Genomic DNA, 15,131 nt, shown 5'->3' with positions numbered 1-15,131 from the left:
AATAATACACGAAAAATTACCTATGAGGGTCAGCGTTTTTGACCTAAAATTGTGTTACGATGCACAAGTGATGAGCGACGGGAGGCGCACATGACCAAGCACGAAATCACTCTCGACGACCGTTTCAACCTCGAACGTAGCCCTGTGTTGCTCAATGGCACACAGGCGCTGGTCCGGCTCATGCTGATCCAGAAAGCCCGCGACCGGGCTGCGGGGCTGAACACCGCCGGCTACGTTACCGGCTATCGTGGCTCGCCGCTCGGCGCCGTGGATCTTCAGATGAAAAAGGCGGAAAAGCACCTGCGTGCCGCGGACGTGCTGTTCCAGGAGGGGCTGAACGAGGATCTCGCCGCCACCGCGCTGTGGGGGAGCCAGCAGGCCGAACTGCGCGGTGAAGGCAAGTACGATGGTGTCTTCGGCCTTTGGTATGGCAAGGGCCCTGGGGTGGACCGCTCTGGCGACGTTATGCGCCACGCCAACATGGCGGGCACCTCGAAACATGGCGGCGTCATAATGGCCATGGGCGATGATCACACCGGCGAAAGCTCGACCGTGCTGCATCAGTCCGAATGGGCCATGGTCGATGCCTACATGCCCGTGGTCAGCCCTGCAGGCGTTCAGGAGGTGCTTGATTACGGCGTCTATGCCTATGCGCTGTCACGGTTCGCGGGCGTCTGGGTGGGCCTCAAGACCATGAAGGACACGGTCGAGGCCACCGCCGTGGTTGACGGAAGAGCGGACCGCATGTCTCTGACGACGCCTGATTTCTTCACCATGCCGCAGGGCGGGCTGAACATCCGGCTTGGCGACACCCCGCACGAGCAGGAAAAGCGCATCATCGACCACAAACGCTTTGCCGCAGAGGCGTTTTCTCATGCCAACCGCATGGACAAGCGCATGTGGGGCAAACCGGGGGCCAGGATCGGTCTAGTGGCAGCAGGCAAAAACTGGCTCGATCTCGTGCACGCGCTGTCGCTCCTGGGCATCGACGAGACGGAAGCCGAGCGGCTTGGCATCACGACCTACAAGGTCGGCCAGACATTCCCGTTGGATATGAGGGGCTTCCACGACTGGGCTGAAGGGCTCGACCTGATCGTCGTGGTCGAGGAAAAGCGCAAGCTGATCGAAGTGCAGGTCAAGGAGGCGATCTTCGACGATCGGCGCGGCCGCCGGGTCTATGGTTGGCACATCGGTGGCGGCGCAGGCTCGATGCATGGGCCCGAGTTGTTCCCGACCCAAGGTGCTCTTGATCCCATCATGATAGCCGAGCGTTTGGGGCGCATCCTTATCGACGAGGGGCGCGGCTCGGATCGTCTCAGGTCTGCGATGCAATCTCTTGATGATGCGAGAAAATCAGACAACGCAGAGGAGATCGCCGCGCGGCTGCCGTACTTCTGCGCCGGCTGCCCGCACAACACCTCGACCAAGCTGCCCGACGGTGCGCGCGCTTACGCGGGGATCGGCTGCCACTACATGGTGCAGTGGATGGACCGCGAGACCACCGGCTTCACTCATATGGGCGGTGAAGGTGCGAACTGGATAGGTGAAGCGCCGTTTTCCAAAAGACCCCATGTTTTCCAGAACCTTGGAGACGGAACCTACAACCACTCCGGCGTGCAGGCGATCCGCGCGGCACTGGCAGCTGGCACCAACATCACCTACAAGATCCTGTTCAACGACGCCGTCGCTATGACGGGCGGGCAACCCAATGAGGGTGACCTTACCGCAGGAAGAATTGCCAGTGAACTCAAGGCCATGGGCGTCGAACATCTTGCGGTTGTTTATGATGATAAGGAATATGTGGACTTCTACGCCTTCCCGCAAGGCATTGATAAACATGAGCGTGTCGATATGGCCGCTGTCCAGCGCCGGTTCGAAGCCATCGAGGGTGTCTCGGTCATCCTGTATATCCAGACCTGCGCCGCCGAAAAACGCCGCCGCCGCAAGCGTGGGACCTTCCCGGATCCGGACAAGCGGATCTTCATCAACACCGATGTCTGTGAGGGCTGCGGTGACTGCGGGGTGCAGTCGAATTGCGTCGCCATCGTGCCTGTGGACACCGAGCTTGGCCGCAAGCGCGCCATTGACCAGTCGAGCTGCAACAAGGACTTCTCCTGTCTCAAGGGCTTCTGCCCGTCCTTCGTGAGCCTTGAAGGCGCGAGGCTGCGGAAGAGCGAAACCGCGGCGCTCGATTTGCCGGATTTGCCGGACCCTCAGCTGCCGGCAATCAGCGGCACGCATAACGTCGTCATCACCGGCGTCGGCGGCACCGGCGTGGTGACCATTGGCGCGGTGCTGGCGCAGGCGGCGCAGATCGCCGGGCTTGGCGCTGGCATGATGGAGATGGCGGGCCTCGCTCAGAAGGGCGGCGCGGTGCACATCCACCTGAGGCTGGCCAACCGCCCCGAGGACATCAGCGCGGTGCGCGTCGCGATTGGCGAGGCGGACGCCCTCATCGGCGGCGACCTGGTTGTCAGTGCGGGGGCCAAGACCTTGGGCCTCACGCGCACCGGACGGACCGGCGCGGTGGTCAACAGCCACGAGATCGTCACCGGAGAATTCACCCGCGATCCGGAATTCCATATTCCTAACGACCGCTTGAAGCTTGCTCTTGAAGCGCGCATGCAAGAACGAGTGACGCTTCTGGATACTTCGGAACTGGCGCGGATCACCATGGGTGACTCGATCTTCTCCAACATGATGATCCTCGGCGCGGCATGGCAGAACGGCCTCGTCCCAATCCCCCATCAGGCCATTGAAGATGCCATCCGCCTCAACGGCGCGGCGGTCGACCGCAACCTGCGTGCCTTTGAGATCGGTCGCTGGGCTGCATTGCATCCTGCCGAGGCCAATGCGCTTCTGACCCCGAAAGTGGTCGAGCGTCCACGCACGCTGTCCGAACGGATCGCCTTCCGCGAACGACATCTCGTGGCCTATCAGGGCAAGCGGCTTGCCCGACGCTACCGGGCGCTGGTCGATGGTATCGAGGACGAAAGCCTGCGTGACGCCGTCTCAAGAGGGTACCACAAGCTTTTGTCCTACAAGGATGAATACGAGGTGGCGCGACTTCATCTCGAGACCCGCGCGAAAGCTGCCGAGACCTTCGAGGATGGCTTCCGGATGACCTTCCATCTTGCTCCACCGATCATGACCAAGGAGGGCTCCGACGGTCGTCCGGTCAAGAAGACTTATGGCGAGGGAATGCTGACGGCCTTCGGGCTGCTGGCGAAACTGAAGGGGCTTCGGGGCACACCGTTCGATCCGTTCGGGCGCACTGCCGAGCGGCGGATGGAGCGGGCGCTCATCACGCAGTTCGAGGCCGACATGTCCGAGGTTCTGCCGCAGGTGACGGCGCAGACGCTGGAGGCGGCCATCGCGCTGGCTGAACTGCCCTTGTCGATCCGGGGCTTCGGCCCGGTGAAGGAGGCCAACCAGCGCGAGGCATCGAAACGCCGCGAAGAACTTCTGGCGGTCATCCGCTCTGGCGGCGCCCCTCTGTCGCAGGCGGCGGAATAAGGTAACAGTCGCAATGGATTTCCGCCTCGAAGCCTCGTAAGACCGGACCGAAGGCCGCGCGGGACACGACTCGCGCGGCGCGGCGATCAGGAGACGGGCCATGGCGGTTGGTGTATTCGATTCAGGCTTGGGCGGGCTCACCGTTCTGGACGCGGTGAGCCGCCGCCTACCGGATGTGCCATTCGTCTACTACGCCGATAGCGCCCATGCGCCCTATGGCGTGCGCACAGCCGATGACATTTACGATTTGACCACTGACGCGGTGTCGCGCCTTTGGGACAACGGCTGTGACCTCGTCATCCTTGCCTGCAACACCGCCAGCGCCGCGGCCCTGCGGCGGATGCAGGAGAACTTCATCCCGCGCGACAAGCGGGTCCTGGGGGTCTTCGTTCCGCTAATCGAGGCGATGACCCAGCGCCAGTGGGGTGACAATTCGCCGCCCCGTGAAGTCGGTGTGCAGCACGTGGCGCTCTTTGCGACGCCCGCCACCGTCCGGGCGCGGGCCTTCCAGCGCGAGCTGGCCTTCCGCGCCATCGGTGTTGACGTCGAGGCGCAGGCTTGTGGCGGCCTCGTGGATGCGATCGAGGACGGCGACATGATCCTGGCCGAGGCGCTGGTGCGCAGCCACGTGGATGCGCTTTTGCGCAAGATGCCAACCCCTGAGGCCGCGATCCTTGGCTGCACGCATTATCCGCTGATGCAGGACATCTTCCAGGATGCGCTGGGGCCGGACGTGAAGGTGTATTCGCAGGCCAACCTCGTGGCGGACTCGCTTGCCGACTATCTCCAGCGTCACCCCGGCATGCTTGGCAGCGGCACGGAGCCCCGCTTCCTCACGACGGGCGATCCGCGCAAGGTGTCGGGCCACGCGACACGCTTCCTGCGCCGCTCCATCGCGTTTGAATCGGCCTAAGCGGCCCGTAAGCTTGATGCAGGTCAGGGAAGCCCTTCCAAAGTATGGGGTATCTGACGCACACGTGTGTGGCGCTCGGGGCGCCGACATGCGACAAGATGATCCCCGGAGGTAACCGCATGTCGCTCAAAACGCTCAAGAAGCAACGCCGGATCCAGATTGTCGCTCTGACAGCCTTTGCGCTGCTCGTGTCGACGGCGATGATTGGCTATGCCATGCGCGACGGCATCAACTTCTTCCGCTCCCCGAGCCAGCTGGTCGCCGAACCGCCCAGCCCGTCCGAGACCTTTCGCATCGGCGGCCTTGTCGAGGAGGGATCGATCGAGCGCGGAAACGGACACGAGATCCGCTTCAACGTGACCGACGGTGGTGCTACCGTTCCGGTGGTTTTCGCCGGGGTGCTGCCGGATCTTTTCTCAGAAAATCAGGGCATGGTCGGAACGGGCCGCTACGTTTCCGGGGTCTTTGAAGCCTCGGAGATCCTCGCCAAACACGACGAGACCTACATGCCCAAGGAAGTCATCGACGCGCTGAAAGAGCAGGGCGTCTACGAGGCGCCCGAAAGCTGAACCCATCGCTCCCGCCCCATGCCCCATGTCTCACGGCGGGTTTTCGCGCTGGGGCAAGGGCACTCTTTTCATTTCTTCTCTTTGAAAATACGCACTCTTGGCCGCGTGCCCGCGGGGCGGACGCAGGGCCGTCTGCCGTCCAGGGTACCGGGCCGTTGTCAAAGTGCGAGCCACTGAGCCCGGCTCCAGCCGAGCTGCTTTTCGGCAGGTGTGGGGCAGCTTGATCCCTGGCGGCGTCCGATCCGGCCCAGGGCCGGGCAGGTGGGCTACCTGTCAATCGAACGGTGAACACACACACAAAAACGCCCTCCGGTTGAGGGAGGGCGTTTCGCTGTTGGCTTGTCGCGGCAGCTTTGGCGCCGATCAGGCGTTGGCTTCGCGGATCTTCTCGGCAGCGCCCTTGTCATAGGTGACGCCGCTGTCCTCGAAGAGCTTGTCGAGCTCTCCAGACAGAGTCATCTCGGTGATGATGTCGCAGCCGCCGACGAATTCGCCGTTTACGTACAGCTGGGGGATGGTCGGCCAGTCCGAGTAATCCTTGATGCCCTGGCGGATGCCGTCATCAGCCAGCACGTTCACGTCGAGGTAATCGACGCCCATGTAGTTCAGCACGCCTGCCACGCGGCTGGAAAAGCCGCACTGGGGCATGGCCTTGGTGCCTTTCATGTAAAGCACCACGGTGTTTGCCTTTACCGTCTCGTCGATGGTGGTCTTGGCGTCGGTCATGTCTGTCTCCGTTTTCGGAAAGGGCACGGGCCGCTGGGGGCCGCGCCGATATGTCGGGCAGGTGCCGTCAGTCCGGCACCTTTGTGGTGAGGGCTAGGGCGTGGAGGTCGCCGTGGTTGCCGTCCATCTTGCCCTTAAGCGCCGCGTAGACGGCGCGCTGCTGCTGGACGCGGTTCTGACCTCGGAAGCTTTCGTCGATCACCTCGGCGGCATAGTGATTGCCGTCTCCCGCAAGGTCGGTGATCGTTATCTTCGCATCGGGGAACGTGGCCCGTATGAGCTGTTCGATCTCCGTCGCTTCCATGGCCATGTGGCGCACTCCGTTCATGTTGTCCTTGGTGCAAGATGTAGGCGTCACAGGCGGCAGACGCAAGCAGGGGGCCGCCGGTCATCCCGCAGGGGGCGCGGTGAATTTCTGCGGGCTCCGCCCTGACGCTGCGGACAGGGCGGCAGCGTGCGCCATGCCAGGACCTTTGGTCAGGCCGCCAGCTCTATCCACACCGGAACGTGGTCCGAGGGCTTGTCGCGGCCGCGAATGTCGCGGTCGATCTGCACGTCGGCCAGAAGGTCCGCCGCCTGCGGGCTGAGCAGCAAGTGGTCGATGCGGATGCCGTTGTTGCGCTGCCACGCGCCCGCCTGGTAATCCCAAAAGCTATAATGCCCCGGCTCGGGGTGACGGCTGCGGAACGCCTCGGTGAAGCCGAGGTTGAGGATCCGGCGGAAGGCGGCGCGGGTCTGCGGCAGGAATAGCGCATCCTCAGTCCAGGCCTCGGGCTTGGCGGCGTCTTCGGCCTGCGGGATGACGTTGTAGTCGCCGGCCATGAGGCTGGGCATCTCATCCTCCAGAAGCTGCTTTGCCCGCGCTTCAAGCCGTTCCATCCATGCCAGCTTGTAGTCGTACTTCGGCCCCGGCGCCGGGTTGCCGTTGGGCAGGTAGAGCCCGCAGATCCGCACTGCCTGCGTCTCGCCCATCACCGTCGCCTCGATCCAGCGCGCCTGTTCGTCGCTGTCATCGCCGGGCAGGCCACGGGTCACGTCCTCGAGCGGCAGCTTGGACAGGATGGCGACGCCGTTGAAGCTTTTCTGGCCGTGGGTTTCCACCTGATAGCCACGATCCTCGAAAAGCTCGCGGGGGAAACCTTCATCCACGGACTTGATCTCCTGCAAGAGCGCCACGTCGGGTTGCGCCTCGTCGAGCCAGTCACACAGCGCGTCGATGCGGGCCTTGATACCGTTGATGTTGAAGGTGGCGATCTTCATGGGTCTTTGTCCTGCGCTGGCGTGGATGGCCCTGCTATCGCCCATGCGAGCCCGAGGAGCAAGGGTGGGGATGCGTCGTGCCCTGATGCCATGCTTGTGACATGGGGCGGGTTGCATCCAGCGCGCAATGCGTGGAACCAACACCATTTGGAGGTGTTGGCCTTGGACACCAGATATGGGAGCTTGCATGCGCATCCGAATGAACACCGCCACCACCGTTTTGTCGACTGATGCGACCACGGTGCGTACGATGACGGTGATGACCATGCAAAGCAGCACCGCCACGACCAAGGTGATGTACCGCGGATCGCAGCCGCGTGCTGTGCAGGACGACACCGTCCCACGTCAGCTGGTGAACGGTGTGTGGCAGCTATTCGGAGCACCGAAGCGGCGCAAGCGCGCGGAGGTGCGTCACCCCAAGCAAACCCCGGTGCTCGTCCCGACACGCTGATGCCTGTCGCGCCAGCCAATTGTGGTCTGGCCAAGAACGGTCAGGCAGTGGCGTGCTGTTCCAGAATATCAAGCGCAACCAGATCAAGTGCGCGCGCATGCGTCGCGCCCAGGTCCACGCGCGGGGCGCAGCCTTCGTCATGGGCCTGCAGGAATCTCATCGCGCAAAGACACCACTGATCCCCCGGCTTCAGACCGGCGAACCCAAGCTCGGGACGTGGAGTAGACAGATCGTTGCCGACATAAGCCGAGAAGGCGAGGAACTCGGCAGTCATGACGGCGCAGACGGTGTGACTGCCAGTGTCCTGTGAGCAGGTATTGCAATGGGCATCGCGGAAATACCCCGTCAGTGGATCGGAAGAGCATGGGGTCAGCGGCCCTCCGAGCACGTTGATGGCCGGTTCCTTCTGGGTCATGTGGATCTCCTTGGTCCGAGCCTGCCGGATGGGCAGCCCCCTGTCCAGTGTCTCAGCGGAAGCGGTCCGCCAGCTTTTGCAAGGGCGAGCGGGTGTCTTCTTCGGTGGGCGGCGTTTCATCTCGTGGGCCAGCTTGGCTAGCTGTGGGAGGGGTGGCATCGGGTGTCGCAATTTTGGGTGTCGCAGCTTTCGATTTTTCTGCACCGCTCGATTTGCCACCTGCGGTTCCGGTTCCGGATCGGGGTGGATTGACCCGTAGCGCCACGGCGTTCTGGAATCCGCCCGTGTCGCCCTTGGCCAGCGCGTCGGCGCCGTCACTCATGCCCCGGAGCAAATCGTCCAGCCAGTCCTGGTCGGCCTTGGCAAAGTCATGCAAAACGTAGGCCGCCACCAGCTCCTTGCGGCCGGGGTGGCCGATGCCAAGCCGGACCCGCTGATAGGCTTCGCCGATATGCTGGTGGATGGATCGCAGGCCGTTGTGGCCCGCGTGGCCGCCACCGGTCTTGACGCGGCATTTTGACGGGGCGAGGTCCAGCTCGTCGTGGAAGACGGTGACATCGCCGGGCTCCAGCTTGTAGAACCGCATGGCTTCGCCCACGGACTGGCCCGAAAGGTTCATGAAGGTGCCGGGCTTGAGAAGCAGCACCTTGTCACCGCCAAGCCGGCCTTCGGCTGCCATGCCCTGAAACGCCTTGCGCCACGGGGTGAACCCATGGTCCGAGGCGATGCGGTCCATTGCCATGAACCCGATATTGTGGCGGTTTGCGGCGTACTTGCTGCCGGGGTTGCCGAGGCCGGTGAAAATCTGCAACGCGCGTCTCCGGATGCTTGCGGTCTGTCTGTGTGTCTTGAGCCTTGATATGGTGGAATGGCGGCGGACGACAACCCGATGGGTGGATCTGCGGGCAGAGGTGGATCATTTACCCACGCAGGGGTAAATCATGATATTGACCCTTTGAGGGGTATATTGCAGTATTAGCCCATGGCAGGCTCAAATCAGAATATGAATGCCGTCTTGATGGGCGATCTTCTGGGCAGCGAAACGGCGCTGTCGGCAGCGCATCTTCACGCGCGGTTCAACGCCGCCATCGCGGATGCGAATGTGCGGTACGGTGACGAACTTCTGTCACCGCTCACCATCACGCTGGGGGACGAGTTTCAGGGCGTCTTGCGCGACGCGCCTGCGGGGCTTGCGATCATGCGTCACTTGCGGCTTGGACTGCTGGCCGAGGGGATCGACTGCCGTTTTGTTCTCGGGCAGGTGCTGCTGCGCACGCCTCCCAACCCGGAACGGGCGTGGAACATGATGGGGCCGGGTTTCGGCCGGGCCCGCGACCGGCTGGACGAGAAGAAGGCGGTGACGCTCTACCGCTTTTCGGTCGATCCGGAGGCCGCGCAGGATACCGTCGAAGAGACGGTTCTGGACGCGCTTGGCGCGGGCCTGAGCGCGATCGAAAGCGGCTGGACCGACCGTCAGCGCGACGACATCACCGCGCAGATTGGCGGCATGTCCGCCATGCAGCTGGCTCGGCAGCGGGGCGTATCGGTGCACAGCATCTACAAGGTGCGCAGCGCCGGACATTACGAGGCCTACCTCGCCCAGTGGGATGCCATTGCTGCGGCCCTTCAATCGTGGACAGGGGCGGTGCCATGACGGATGTGCTTCGTGACTGGCCGAGCCTTGCGCATGCGGTGGCCTATTGCGCAGCGGCGCTGTTCTTGCTGACAGCGGGTGGCAACCTCGCCTGCCGGCTTCTGTTCCGCCTGCCGTCCCTGCGACCAGCTCCGCGCAGCCCCGAGATGGAAACCGGTACAGAGGCCAACGCAGCGACCATAGCAGGGCCCGACGCGGCCGGTGATAGCGGCTCCGGACAGGCCGAAGCCCGGGCAGGGCGCGTCATCGGATCGCTGGAGCGTCTGATTGTTGGGCTTGGGATCGCCACGCAGAGCTGGCAGATCCTTGCGGCGGTGATCGCGCTCAAGACCGTGGCGCGGTTCAAAGAACTCGATGACAAGCGCTTTGCCGAGTATTTCCTCGTGGGGTCACTGTTCAGCCTGCTCTGGGCGGTGCTGGTGACCGCCGGCTGGATGGCGTACGACCGCAGCCTTGGGCTGGACCTTGCGCAGATGGTGGCGGTGGCCGTGGGGTCCGATCCCGCAGAGTGATCGCGGTATGTGATCACAGGGGATGTACGCGATGGCCGGAGAGTGGGGCGCTCTTTGCGCAGGCGGCGTCTTCCCGTCGGGCGCGAGATACCCGCCCTCCGATGCCATTGCCCTAGTGCAGGCCATGCCTAGAGCGATCGGCGGTGATCGAAAGCGCTGCCTTTGGACAAGGCCTGCCGGTCCGCTTTGCCTCTGGAGTCTGCCGCTCCCCATGTTTCTTGGGCCATGCGCCGTCCGGAACGGAAAACGGCCCCGCCATTTCTGACGGGGCCGTTCCGATGTCGCGCTCAGGGCGGGGATTACTCCTCGCCGCCCTCTTCTTCGTCGTCTGCCGCATCATCGGCGCGCAGGCCGCGCGGTGCCGAGATGTTCGCGATGACGAAATCACGCTCGATGGTCGGCTTGACGCCGTCCGGCAGGGTCACGTCGGAGATGTGGATCACATCGCCGATGTCCTTGCCCTCGAGATCCACGGTGATGTGGTCGGGGATGTCGCCCGCGAGGACGTTCAGTTCGACTTCCTGACGCACGACGGTCAGGACGCCGCCCTTCTTGATGCCGGGGGCCTTGTCTTCGTTGATGAAATCAACGTGGACGAACAGGTTGATCCGGGTGGTGCGGCGCAGGCGCAGCAGGTCGAAGTGGGTGGGAAGGTCCTTCACCACATCGCGCTGCACATCGCGGCAGATGACGCGAACGTCATCATGGCCTTCAACCTTGAGGTTGAAAAGGGTCTGCTTGAAGCGACCGGCCTTCAGCTGCTTGAGCAGCACGTTGAAGTCCATCTGGATCGCGAGGGGTTCGCCCTCACCACCGAAAACAATCCCCGGAACCATGCCATCGCGGCGTGCCTGCCGAGCGGCGCCCTTGCCCGTCCCCGGCCGTTCCAGGACTACAAGATCAGGAATCTCGTTAGCCATCTTTGTATCTCCATCTGATATGGGGGTGCCTCCAAGGCTGTCACCCCGCGTAAGAGCCGCTCCGATAGACGAGAACGGGGCTCCGGGCAACCTCTTTCTGTGCTGAGCACCGGGACGGCACATTTCTTGGCAAGGAAATTGGCGCTCGGGGGAGGTCAGCGTTCGAGGATCAGCCGTCCGTTCGCGATCTCGAGACGGGAAAACCGCTGTAGGTAGCTCATGCCAAGAAGCGAGCCATGCATGTCGCCTTCGTTCACGTAGGCCCTCACATTGCGGTCGGTAAACGGCCCGAGCGCGACCTCGTCAAGCACCACCGGCGCGGTGCGCACCATGCCGTTGGCGGTGCTGGCCGAGCCGTGGAACGGCAGGGCGCCAAGGTCTATCCCGGCGCGCGCGGCATCCTCGCGGGTCAGCACCATGCCGCTGGCCCCGGTGTCGACGACGAAGCGCGTGGCGCTGCCGTTTATGTCGAGAGACACGTAGTAGTGCCCATCCCGGGCCCGCGGCAGCTCGACATGGCCCGCATCGCTGAACACCGCCTGCCGGGGCAGCGCCGCACCGCGGATGTCGTCCCACAGCCCGACTGCGGCGATGACCCCCAGAAAGATCAGCGCCCAGGTGGCAGCATAAACCAGGCCACGCCGCCAGCTGGCCCGACTCTGCAGCAGATAAATCCCGGCGATGGCGGCCAGAAAGATCCCAAGATAGGCCAGTCGTCCGAACTCGTATCCGGTCATGCGGTACGTCTCCTTCGTCCTGTGCTCTGCCTCGGCCGTCGATCCTCATATGGGACGGGGACCGGACCTCGGCCAAGGGTCAGCCAAGCGCACCCATGTTGCGCAGCCCGTCGATAACGAATTGCACGGACAGGGCCGCGAGCAGCATGCCCAGCAGCCGCGTGACCACGATGATGCCCGTGTGCCCCAGCGCCCGCTCGATGCTTCCGGCGATAAGGAACAGTGCCAGCACCATCAGCAGCACGACGGTCATCACGCCCAGCACCGCGAGCGTGCCACCGATGCTGCCGGTCTGGCCGGCCAGCAAGATGATAGTCGCGATGGCACCCGGTCCGGCAATCAGCGGGATGCCTATAGGAAAGACCGACGGGTCGGGCAGGGCGTCATCGTCCTCGGCCTTGTCCTCGCGGCGTTTGCTGCGCCGTTCGAACAGCATGTCCAACGCGGTTAGAAAGAGCAGGATTCCGCCCGCGATGCGGAACGCGGGCATGGAGATCCCGATGAAGCCAAGCACCGCTTCGCCGAGAAAGGCAAACAGCGTCAGCACGCCGAAGGCCACGGCGCACGAACGGATCGCCATGCGGCGCCTGTGCCCACCGTCGGCACCTTGCGTTAGGGCAATGAAGACCGGGGTGAGACCTATGGGGTCGATCACCACGAAAAGCGTTGCGAAAGAGGTGACCAGAAACGCCATGTCCATTGGAAAATCCTAGGCGGAGACGCACCGCGTTGTCCAGCGGGGCTGAGCGTGACGCGGCGGCGCGGCGGGGGCTCCGCCCCCTCGGCTCCGCCTATTCCCCCAGGCGCATTTGGAAAAAGAGAAGAAGTGCAGGGCGGCGCGCCGTTCAGGCCTTTTCGGCAGCGTCGAGCTTTTCCAGGGCCGCTTCCCAGAGGGCCTCGGCCTTGTGGAGACCATCCATGACCTCGGCGTATTTCTTGTTCCAGGTTTCCAGCTCGTTGGCGCGTGCGCTCTCGTAAAGATCAGGATCGGCAAGCTTGGTGGCAAGCTTCTCACGCATTTGCTCGATCTTCTCGACCCGGGCCTCGCACTTGCGCGCATCGGAGCGCAGGGCGAGGATGGCATCACGCGAGGGTTTGGGGGCCTTGACCGGTTCGGGCTTCGCGGCTTTCGCGGGCTTTTCCGGGGTGAGCAGCATGCTGCGATAGGCGTCGAGATCGTCGTCGTAGGGCGTCACCGTGCCATCCTTCACCAGCCAGAGCCGGTCTGCCACGAGGCTCAGCAGGTGCATGTCGTGGCTCACCAGGATCACAGCGCCGGAATAGGCAGTGAGTGCCTCGACCAGGGCCTCGCGGCTTTCAATGTCGAGGTGGTTGGTCGGCTCGTCGAGGATGAGCATATGTGGCGCATCAAGCGTTGCAAGCAGAAGCGACAGCCGTGCCTTCTGGCCGCCTGAAAGGCGCCCCACCACGGTCTCGGCCTGTTCGGCACCAAGGCCGAAGCCGGCCAGCTGCGCGCGCAGGCGCGCGGGCGGCGTGTCAGGGCGTTCGCGTTGCAGGTGCTGGAGCGGGCTTTCGTCAAGGTGCAGCTCGTCCACCTGGTGCTGGGCGAAGTAGCCGATGCGCAGCTTGGAGCTGCGGGTGATCTTGCCATCCATCAGCTCGAGGCGTTCGGCGAGCAGCTTCGACAGGGTCGATTTGCCCTGACCGTTGCGGCCCAGCAGTGCAATGCGGTCATCCTGGTCGATCCGCAGGTTGAGGCGGCCCAGCACCTTGCGGTCGCCGTAGCCCGTCGCGCCGCCCTCGAGCGCGATGATGGGCGGTGACAGCTGGTCGGGCTGTGGGAAGCTGAACACCCGTTTGGCCGCTTCCTCGGGGGCGGTGATCGTGTCCATTTTCGCGATCATCTTCAGACGCGCCTGCGCCTGCTTGGCCTTCGAGGCCTTGGCACGGAAGCGGTCGACAAAACTCTGCAGGTGGGCCTTGCGCTCATCCTGCTTGCGGGCGGCGGCGGCCTGAACGGCGCGGCGCTCCGCACGGGTGCGGGCGAAGGTGTCATAGCCGCCCTGGTAGAGCACAAGCTTGCGGTCCTCGAGATGCAGGATCGCGCCCACGGCCCTGTTCAGCAGCCCGCGGTCGTGGCTGATGACGATGACCGTGTGCGGGTATTTCGCAAGATAGCTCTCGAGCCAGAGCGCCCCCTCGAGGTCGAGGTAGTTGGTCGGCTCGTCGAGCAGCAGCACATCGGGCTGGGCGAACAGGACCCCCGCAAGCGCCAGGCGCATCCGCCAGCCGCCCGAAAAATCCGCGCTGGGGCGCTTCTGGTCGTTCTCGTCAAAGCCGAGCCCCTTGAGGATGGACGATGCCCGCGCCTCGGCGGACCAGGCGTCGATGTCCGCCAGCCGGGTCTGAACGTCGGCAATGCGGTTCGGGTCGGTCGCTGTCTCGGCTTCGGCCATCAGCGCGGCACGCTCGGTATCGGCGGCAAGCACCGTCTCCACCAGCGTCATGTCCGACGCGGGCGCTTCCTGGGCGACTCCGCCGACCCGCGCCTTCTCGGGCATGGAGATCTCGCCGCCGTCAAGCGTCAGCTCGCCGCGGATCAGCCGGAACAGCGTGGTCTTGCCCGCGCCGTTCGGCCCCACGAGGCCCACCTTGTGGCCGGCAGGAATGGTGGCGCTGGCGCCTTCGAGCAGGGGCCTGCCCTCGATGGAAAAGGAGATATCGTCGATACGAAGCATGACGGGGCCTTACCAGAGCGCAGGGGGTTGTCAAATGCCATTAGACGCGGCGCCCTGCTTCCTTTGACCTCAAGTATCCCGGGGAGCGCGAGGGGCAGGGCCCCTCGCTTGTGGGGCGCGGCAGCGTGCCGCTACTGCGGGGGCCACCCAGGGCGCCGACTGCTTCGGACTTTCCAAATGGTCAGCGCCATGTTAACGCCCCTCCAGCAAATACCGGCCGGGCCAGCTGCCCGGCTTTTCAATGGAGACCAACATGGCCGTCGAACGCACCCTTTCGATCATCAAGCCCGATGCAACCCGCCGCAACCTGACCGGCAAGATCAATGCCAAGTTCGAGGAAGCGGGCCTGCGCATCATCGCGCAAAAGCGCATCCAGCTGACCAAGGCGCAAGCTGGCGAATTCTACAAGGTGCACGCAGAGCGTCCCTTCTATGACGAGCTGTGCGAGTTCATGGCGTCCGAGCCGGTCGTCGTGCAGGTTCTCGAAGGTGAAGGCGCCATCGCCAAGAACCGTGAAGTGATGGGCGCGACCAACCCCGCGGACGCCGCCGAAGGCACCATCCGCGCCGAGTTCGCAGAATCCGTTGGCGAGAACTCCGTGCACGGCTCCGATGCTCCGGAAACCGCCGCGGAAGAAATCGCGTACTACTTCTCGGGCCTCGAGCTCGTCGGCTGAACCAACCCGACGCGCTGACCTTCAGCGCGCGGCAAACATGACGAAACGGGCGCTCCTCAGAGCGCCCGTTTTTCATTGCGGCG

At 63.9% G+C, this 15,131-nt stretch carries 16 protein-coding genes; 7 read left to right on the top strand and 9 right to left on the bottom strand.

Going from position 1 to position 15,131, the window contains the following annotated elements; translation table 11 throughout:
• The first annotated feature begins 90 nt into the window (after positions 1-90).
• From IEX41_RS00785 to ccmE, 3 genes are all read left to right on the top strand, one after another.
• Positions 91-3,516 (top strand): indolepyruvate ferredoxin oxidoreductase family protein, encoded by a 3,426-nt coding sequence (locus IEX41_RS00785; protein ID WP_188787881.1) that lies wholly within the window; start codon positions 91-93, stop codon positions 3,514-3,516.
• A gap of 100 nt (positions 3,517-3,616) precedes the next feature.
• Entirely contained in the window at positions 3,617-4,429 is an 813-nt protein-coding gene (locus IEX41_RS00780; RefSeq protein ID WP_188787879.1) for a glutamate racemase, read from the top strand.
• A 119-nt stretch (positions 4,430-4,548) separates the two neighbouring features.
• Positions 4,549-4,998, top strand: coding sequence for a cytochrome c maturation protein CcmE (gene ccmE, locus IEX41_RS00775; protein ID WP_188787877.1), 450 nt, complete (start codon positions 4,549-4,551; stop codon positions 4,996-4,998).
• A 363-nt stretch (positions 4,999-5,361) separates the two neighbouring features.
• Here the strand turns inward: ccmE and grxD are convergent, their stop codons facing one another.
• The 3 genes from grxD to xth form a co-directional block, all read right to left on the bottom strand.
• The gene (grxD, locus tag IEX41_RS00770; protein WP_188787875.1) at positions 5,362-5,724 is read right to left on the bottom strand and encodes a Grx4 family monothiol glutaredoxin; all 363 of its coding nucleotides are present in this window, start codon (positions 5,722-5,724) and stop codon (positions 5,362-5,364) included.
• Between the two features lie 67 nt (positions 5,725-5,791).
• Entirely contained in the window at positions 5,792-6,034 is a 243-nt protein-coding gene (locus IEX41_RS00765) for a BolA/IbaG family iron-sulfur metabolism protein (RefSeq protein ID WP_188787873.1), read from the bottom strand.
• A gap of 167 nt (positions 6,035-6,201) precedes the next feature.
• Complete coding sequence (gene xth / locus IEX41_RS00760) at positions 6,202-6,984, bottom strand: exodeoxyribonuclease III (RefSeq protein WP_188787871.1); 783 nt, start codon at positions 6,982-6,984, stop codon at positions 6,202-6,204.
• A 187-nt stretch (positions 6,985-7,171) separates the two neighbouring features.
• Between xth and IEX41_RS00755 the strand changes: the two genes are divergently transcribed.
• On the top strand, positions 7,172-7,435 hold the full coding sequence (locus IEX41_RS00755; RefSeq protein WP_188787869.1) for a hypothetical protein: 264 nt from the start codon (positions 7,172-7,174) through the stop codon (positions 7,433-7,435).
• 40 nt (positions 7,436-7,475) lie between these two features.
• Here the strand turns inward: IEX41_RS00755 and IEX41_RS00750 are convergent, their stop codons facing one another.
• Positions 7,476-7,850, bottom strand: coding sequence for a DUF2237 family protein (locus IEX41_RS00750; protein ID WP_188787868.1), 375 nt, complete (start codon positions 7,848-7,850; stop codon positions 7,476-7,478).
• Positions 7,851-7,902: 52 nt separating this feature from the next.
• Positions 7,903-8,661, bottom strand: a complete 759-nt coding sequence (pth, locus tag IEX41_RS00745) for an aminoacyl-tRNA hydrolase (RefSeq protein ID WP_188787866.1) — start codon at positions 8,659-8,661, stop codon at positions 7,903-7,905.
• Positions 8,662-8,868: 207 nt separating this feature from the next.
• On the opposite strand from pth, the gene IEX41_RS00740 reads away from it, so the two are divergent.
• On the top strand, positions 8,869-9,504 hold the full coding sequence (locus tag IEX41_RS00740) for a SatD family protein (RefSeq protein WP_188787864.1): 636 nt from the start codon (positions 8,869-8,871) through the stop codon (positions 9,502-9,504).
• A complete protein-coding gene (locus tag IEX41_RS00735; RefSeq protein WP_188787862.1) occupies positions 9,501-10,016 on the top strand; it encodes a hypothetical protein in 516 nt (171 codons plus the stop codon). Before IEX41_RS00740 ends, IEX41_RS00735 begins: the two co-directional genes overlap by 4 nt.
• Positions 10,017-10,315: 299 nt before the next feature.
• Here IEX41_RS00735 and IEX41_RS00730 read toward each other — a convergent pair whose 3' ends face one another.
• The 4 genes from IEX41_RS00730 to IEX41_RS00715 all read right to left on the bottom strand — a co-directional run bounded on the left by IEX41_RS00730 (position 10,316) and on the right by IEX41_RS00715 (position 14,372).
• The gene (locus IEX41_RS00730) at positions 10,316-10,936 is read right to left on the bottom strand and encodes a 50S ribosomal protein L25/general stress protein Ctc (RefSeq protein WP_188787860.1); all 621 of its coding nucleotides are present in this window, start codon (positions 10,934-10,936) and stop codon (positions 10,316-10,318) included.
• A 155-nt stretch (positions 10,937-11,091) separates the two neighbouring features.
• A complete protein-coding gene (locus tag IEX41_RS00725) occupies positions 11,092-11,673 on the bottom strand; it encodes a retropepsin-like aspartic protease family protein (RefSeq protein WP_188787858.1) in 582 nt (193 codons plus the stop codon).
• A gap of 79 nt (positions 11,674-11,752) precedes the next feature.
• Positions 11,753-12,373, bottom strand: coding sequence for a MarC family protein (locus tag IEX41_RS00720; RefSeq protein WP_188787856.1), 621 nt, complete (start codon positions 12,371-12,373; stop codon positions 11,753-11,755).
• 145 nt (positions 12,374-12,518) lie between these two features.
• Positions 12,519-14,372, bottom strand: a complete 1,854-nt coding sequence (locus IEX41_RS00715) for an ABC-F family ATP-binding cassette domain-containing protein (RefSeq protein ID WP_188787854.1) — start codon at positions 14,370-14,372, stop codon at positions 12,519-12,521.
• Positions 14,373-14,625: 253 nt separating this feature from the next.
• On the opposite strand from IEX41_RS00715, the gene ndk reads away from it, so the two are divergent.
• On the top strand, positions 14,626-15,048 hold the full coding sequence (ndk, locus tag IEX41_RS00710; protein WP_188787852.1) for a nucleoside-diphosphate kinase: 423 nt from the start codon (positions 14,626-14,628) through the stop codon (positions 15,046-15,048).
• Positions 15,049-15,131 lie beyond the last annotated feature (83 nt).

The organism is Salipiger pallidus (assembly GCF_014643635.1).
In the GTDB taxonomy this organism is placed as follows: domain Bacteria; phylum Pseudomonadota; class Alphaproteobacteria; order Rhodobacterales; family Rhodobacteraceae; genus Salipiger; species Salipiger pallidus.
This window is presented reverse-complemented; position numbering and strand designations above follow the sequence as displayed.

What these genes read in the sequence shown, in the direction of transcription:
- IEX41_RS00785 (WP_188787881.1), top strand. Translation starts at nt 91, where the DNA reads ATGACCAAGCACGAAATCACTCTCGACGACCGTTTCAACCTCGAACGT.
- IEX41_RS00780 (WP_188787879.1), top strand. Translation starts at nt 3,617, where the DNA reads ATGGCGGTTGGTGTATTCGATTCAGGCTTGGGCGGGCTCACCGTTCTG.
- ccmE (WP_188787877.1), top strand. Translation starts at nt 4,549, where the DNA reads ATGTCGCTCAAAACGCTCAAGAAGCAACGCCGGATCCAGATTGTCGCT.
- grxD (WP_188787875.1), bottom strand. Translation starts at nt 5,724, where the DNA reads ATGACCGACGCCAAGACCACCATCGACGAGACGGTAAAGGCAAACACC.
- IEX41_RS00765 (WP_188787873.1), bottom strand. Translation starts at nt 6,034, where the DNA reads ATGGCCATGGAAGCGACGGAGATCGAACAGCTCATACGGGCCACGTTC.
- xth (WP_188787871.1), bottom strand. Translation starts at nt 6,984, where the DNA reads ATGAAGATCGCCACCTTCAACATCAACGGTATCAAGGCCCGCATCGAC.
- IEX41_RS00755 (WP_188787869.1), top strand. Translation starts at nt 7,172, where the DNA reads ATGCGCATCCGAATGAACACCGCCACCACCGTTTTGTCGACTGATGCG.
- IEX41_RS00750 (WP_188787868.1), bottom strand. Translation starts at nt 7,850, where the DNA reads ATGACCCAGAAGGAACCGGCCATCAACGTGCTCGGAGGGCCGCTGACC.
- IEX41_RS00740 (WP_188787864.1), top strand. Translation starts at nt 8,869, where the DNA reads ATGGGCGATCTTCTGGGCAGCGAAACGGCGCTGTCGGCAGCGCATCTT.
- IEX41_RS00735 (WP_188787862.1), top strand. Translation starts at nt 9,501, where the DNA reads ATGACGGATGTGCTTCGTGACTGGCCGAGCCTTGCGCATGCGGTGGCC.
- IEX41_RS00730 (WP_188787860.1), bottom strand. Translation starts at nt 10,936, where the DNA reads ATGGCTAACGAGATTCCTGATCTTGTAGTCCTGGAACGGCCGGGGACG.
- IEX41_RS00725 (WP_188787858.1), bottom strand. Translation starts at nt 11,673, where the DNA reads ATGACCGGATACGAGTTCGGACGACTGGCCTATCTTGGGATCTTTCTG.
- IEX41_RS00720 (WP_188787856.1), bottom strand. Translation starts at nt 12,373, where the DNA reads ATGGACATGGCGTTTCTGGTCACCTCTTTCGCAACGCTTTTCGTGGTG.
- IEX41_RS00715 (WP_188787854.1), bottom strand. Translation starts at nt 14,372, where the DNA reads ATGCTTCGTATCGACGATATCTCCTTTTCCATCGAGGGCAGGCCCCTG.
- ndk (WP_188787852.1), top strand. Translation starts at nt 14,626, where the DNA reads ATGGCCGTCGAACGCACCCTTTCGATCATCAAGCCCGATGCAACCCGC.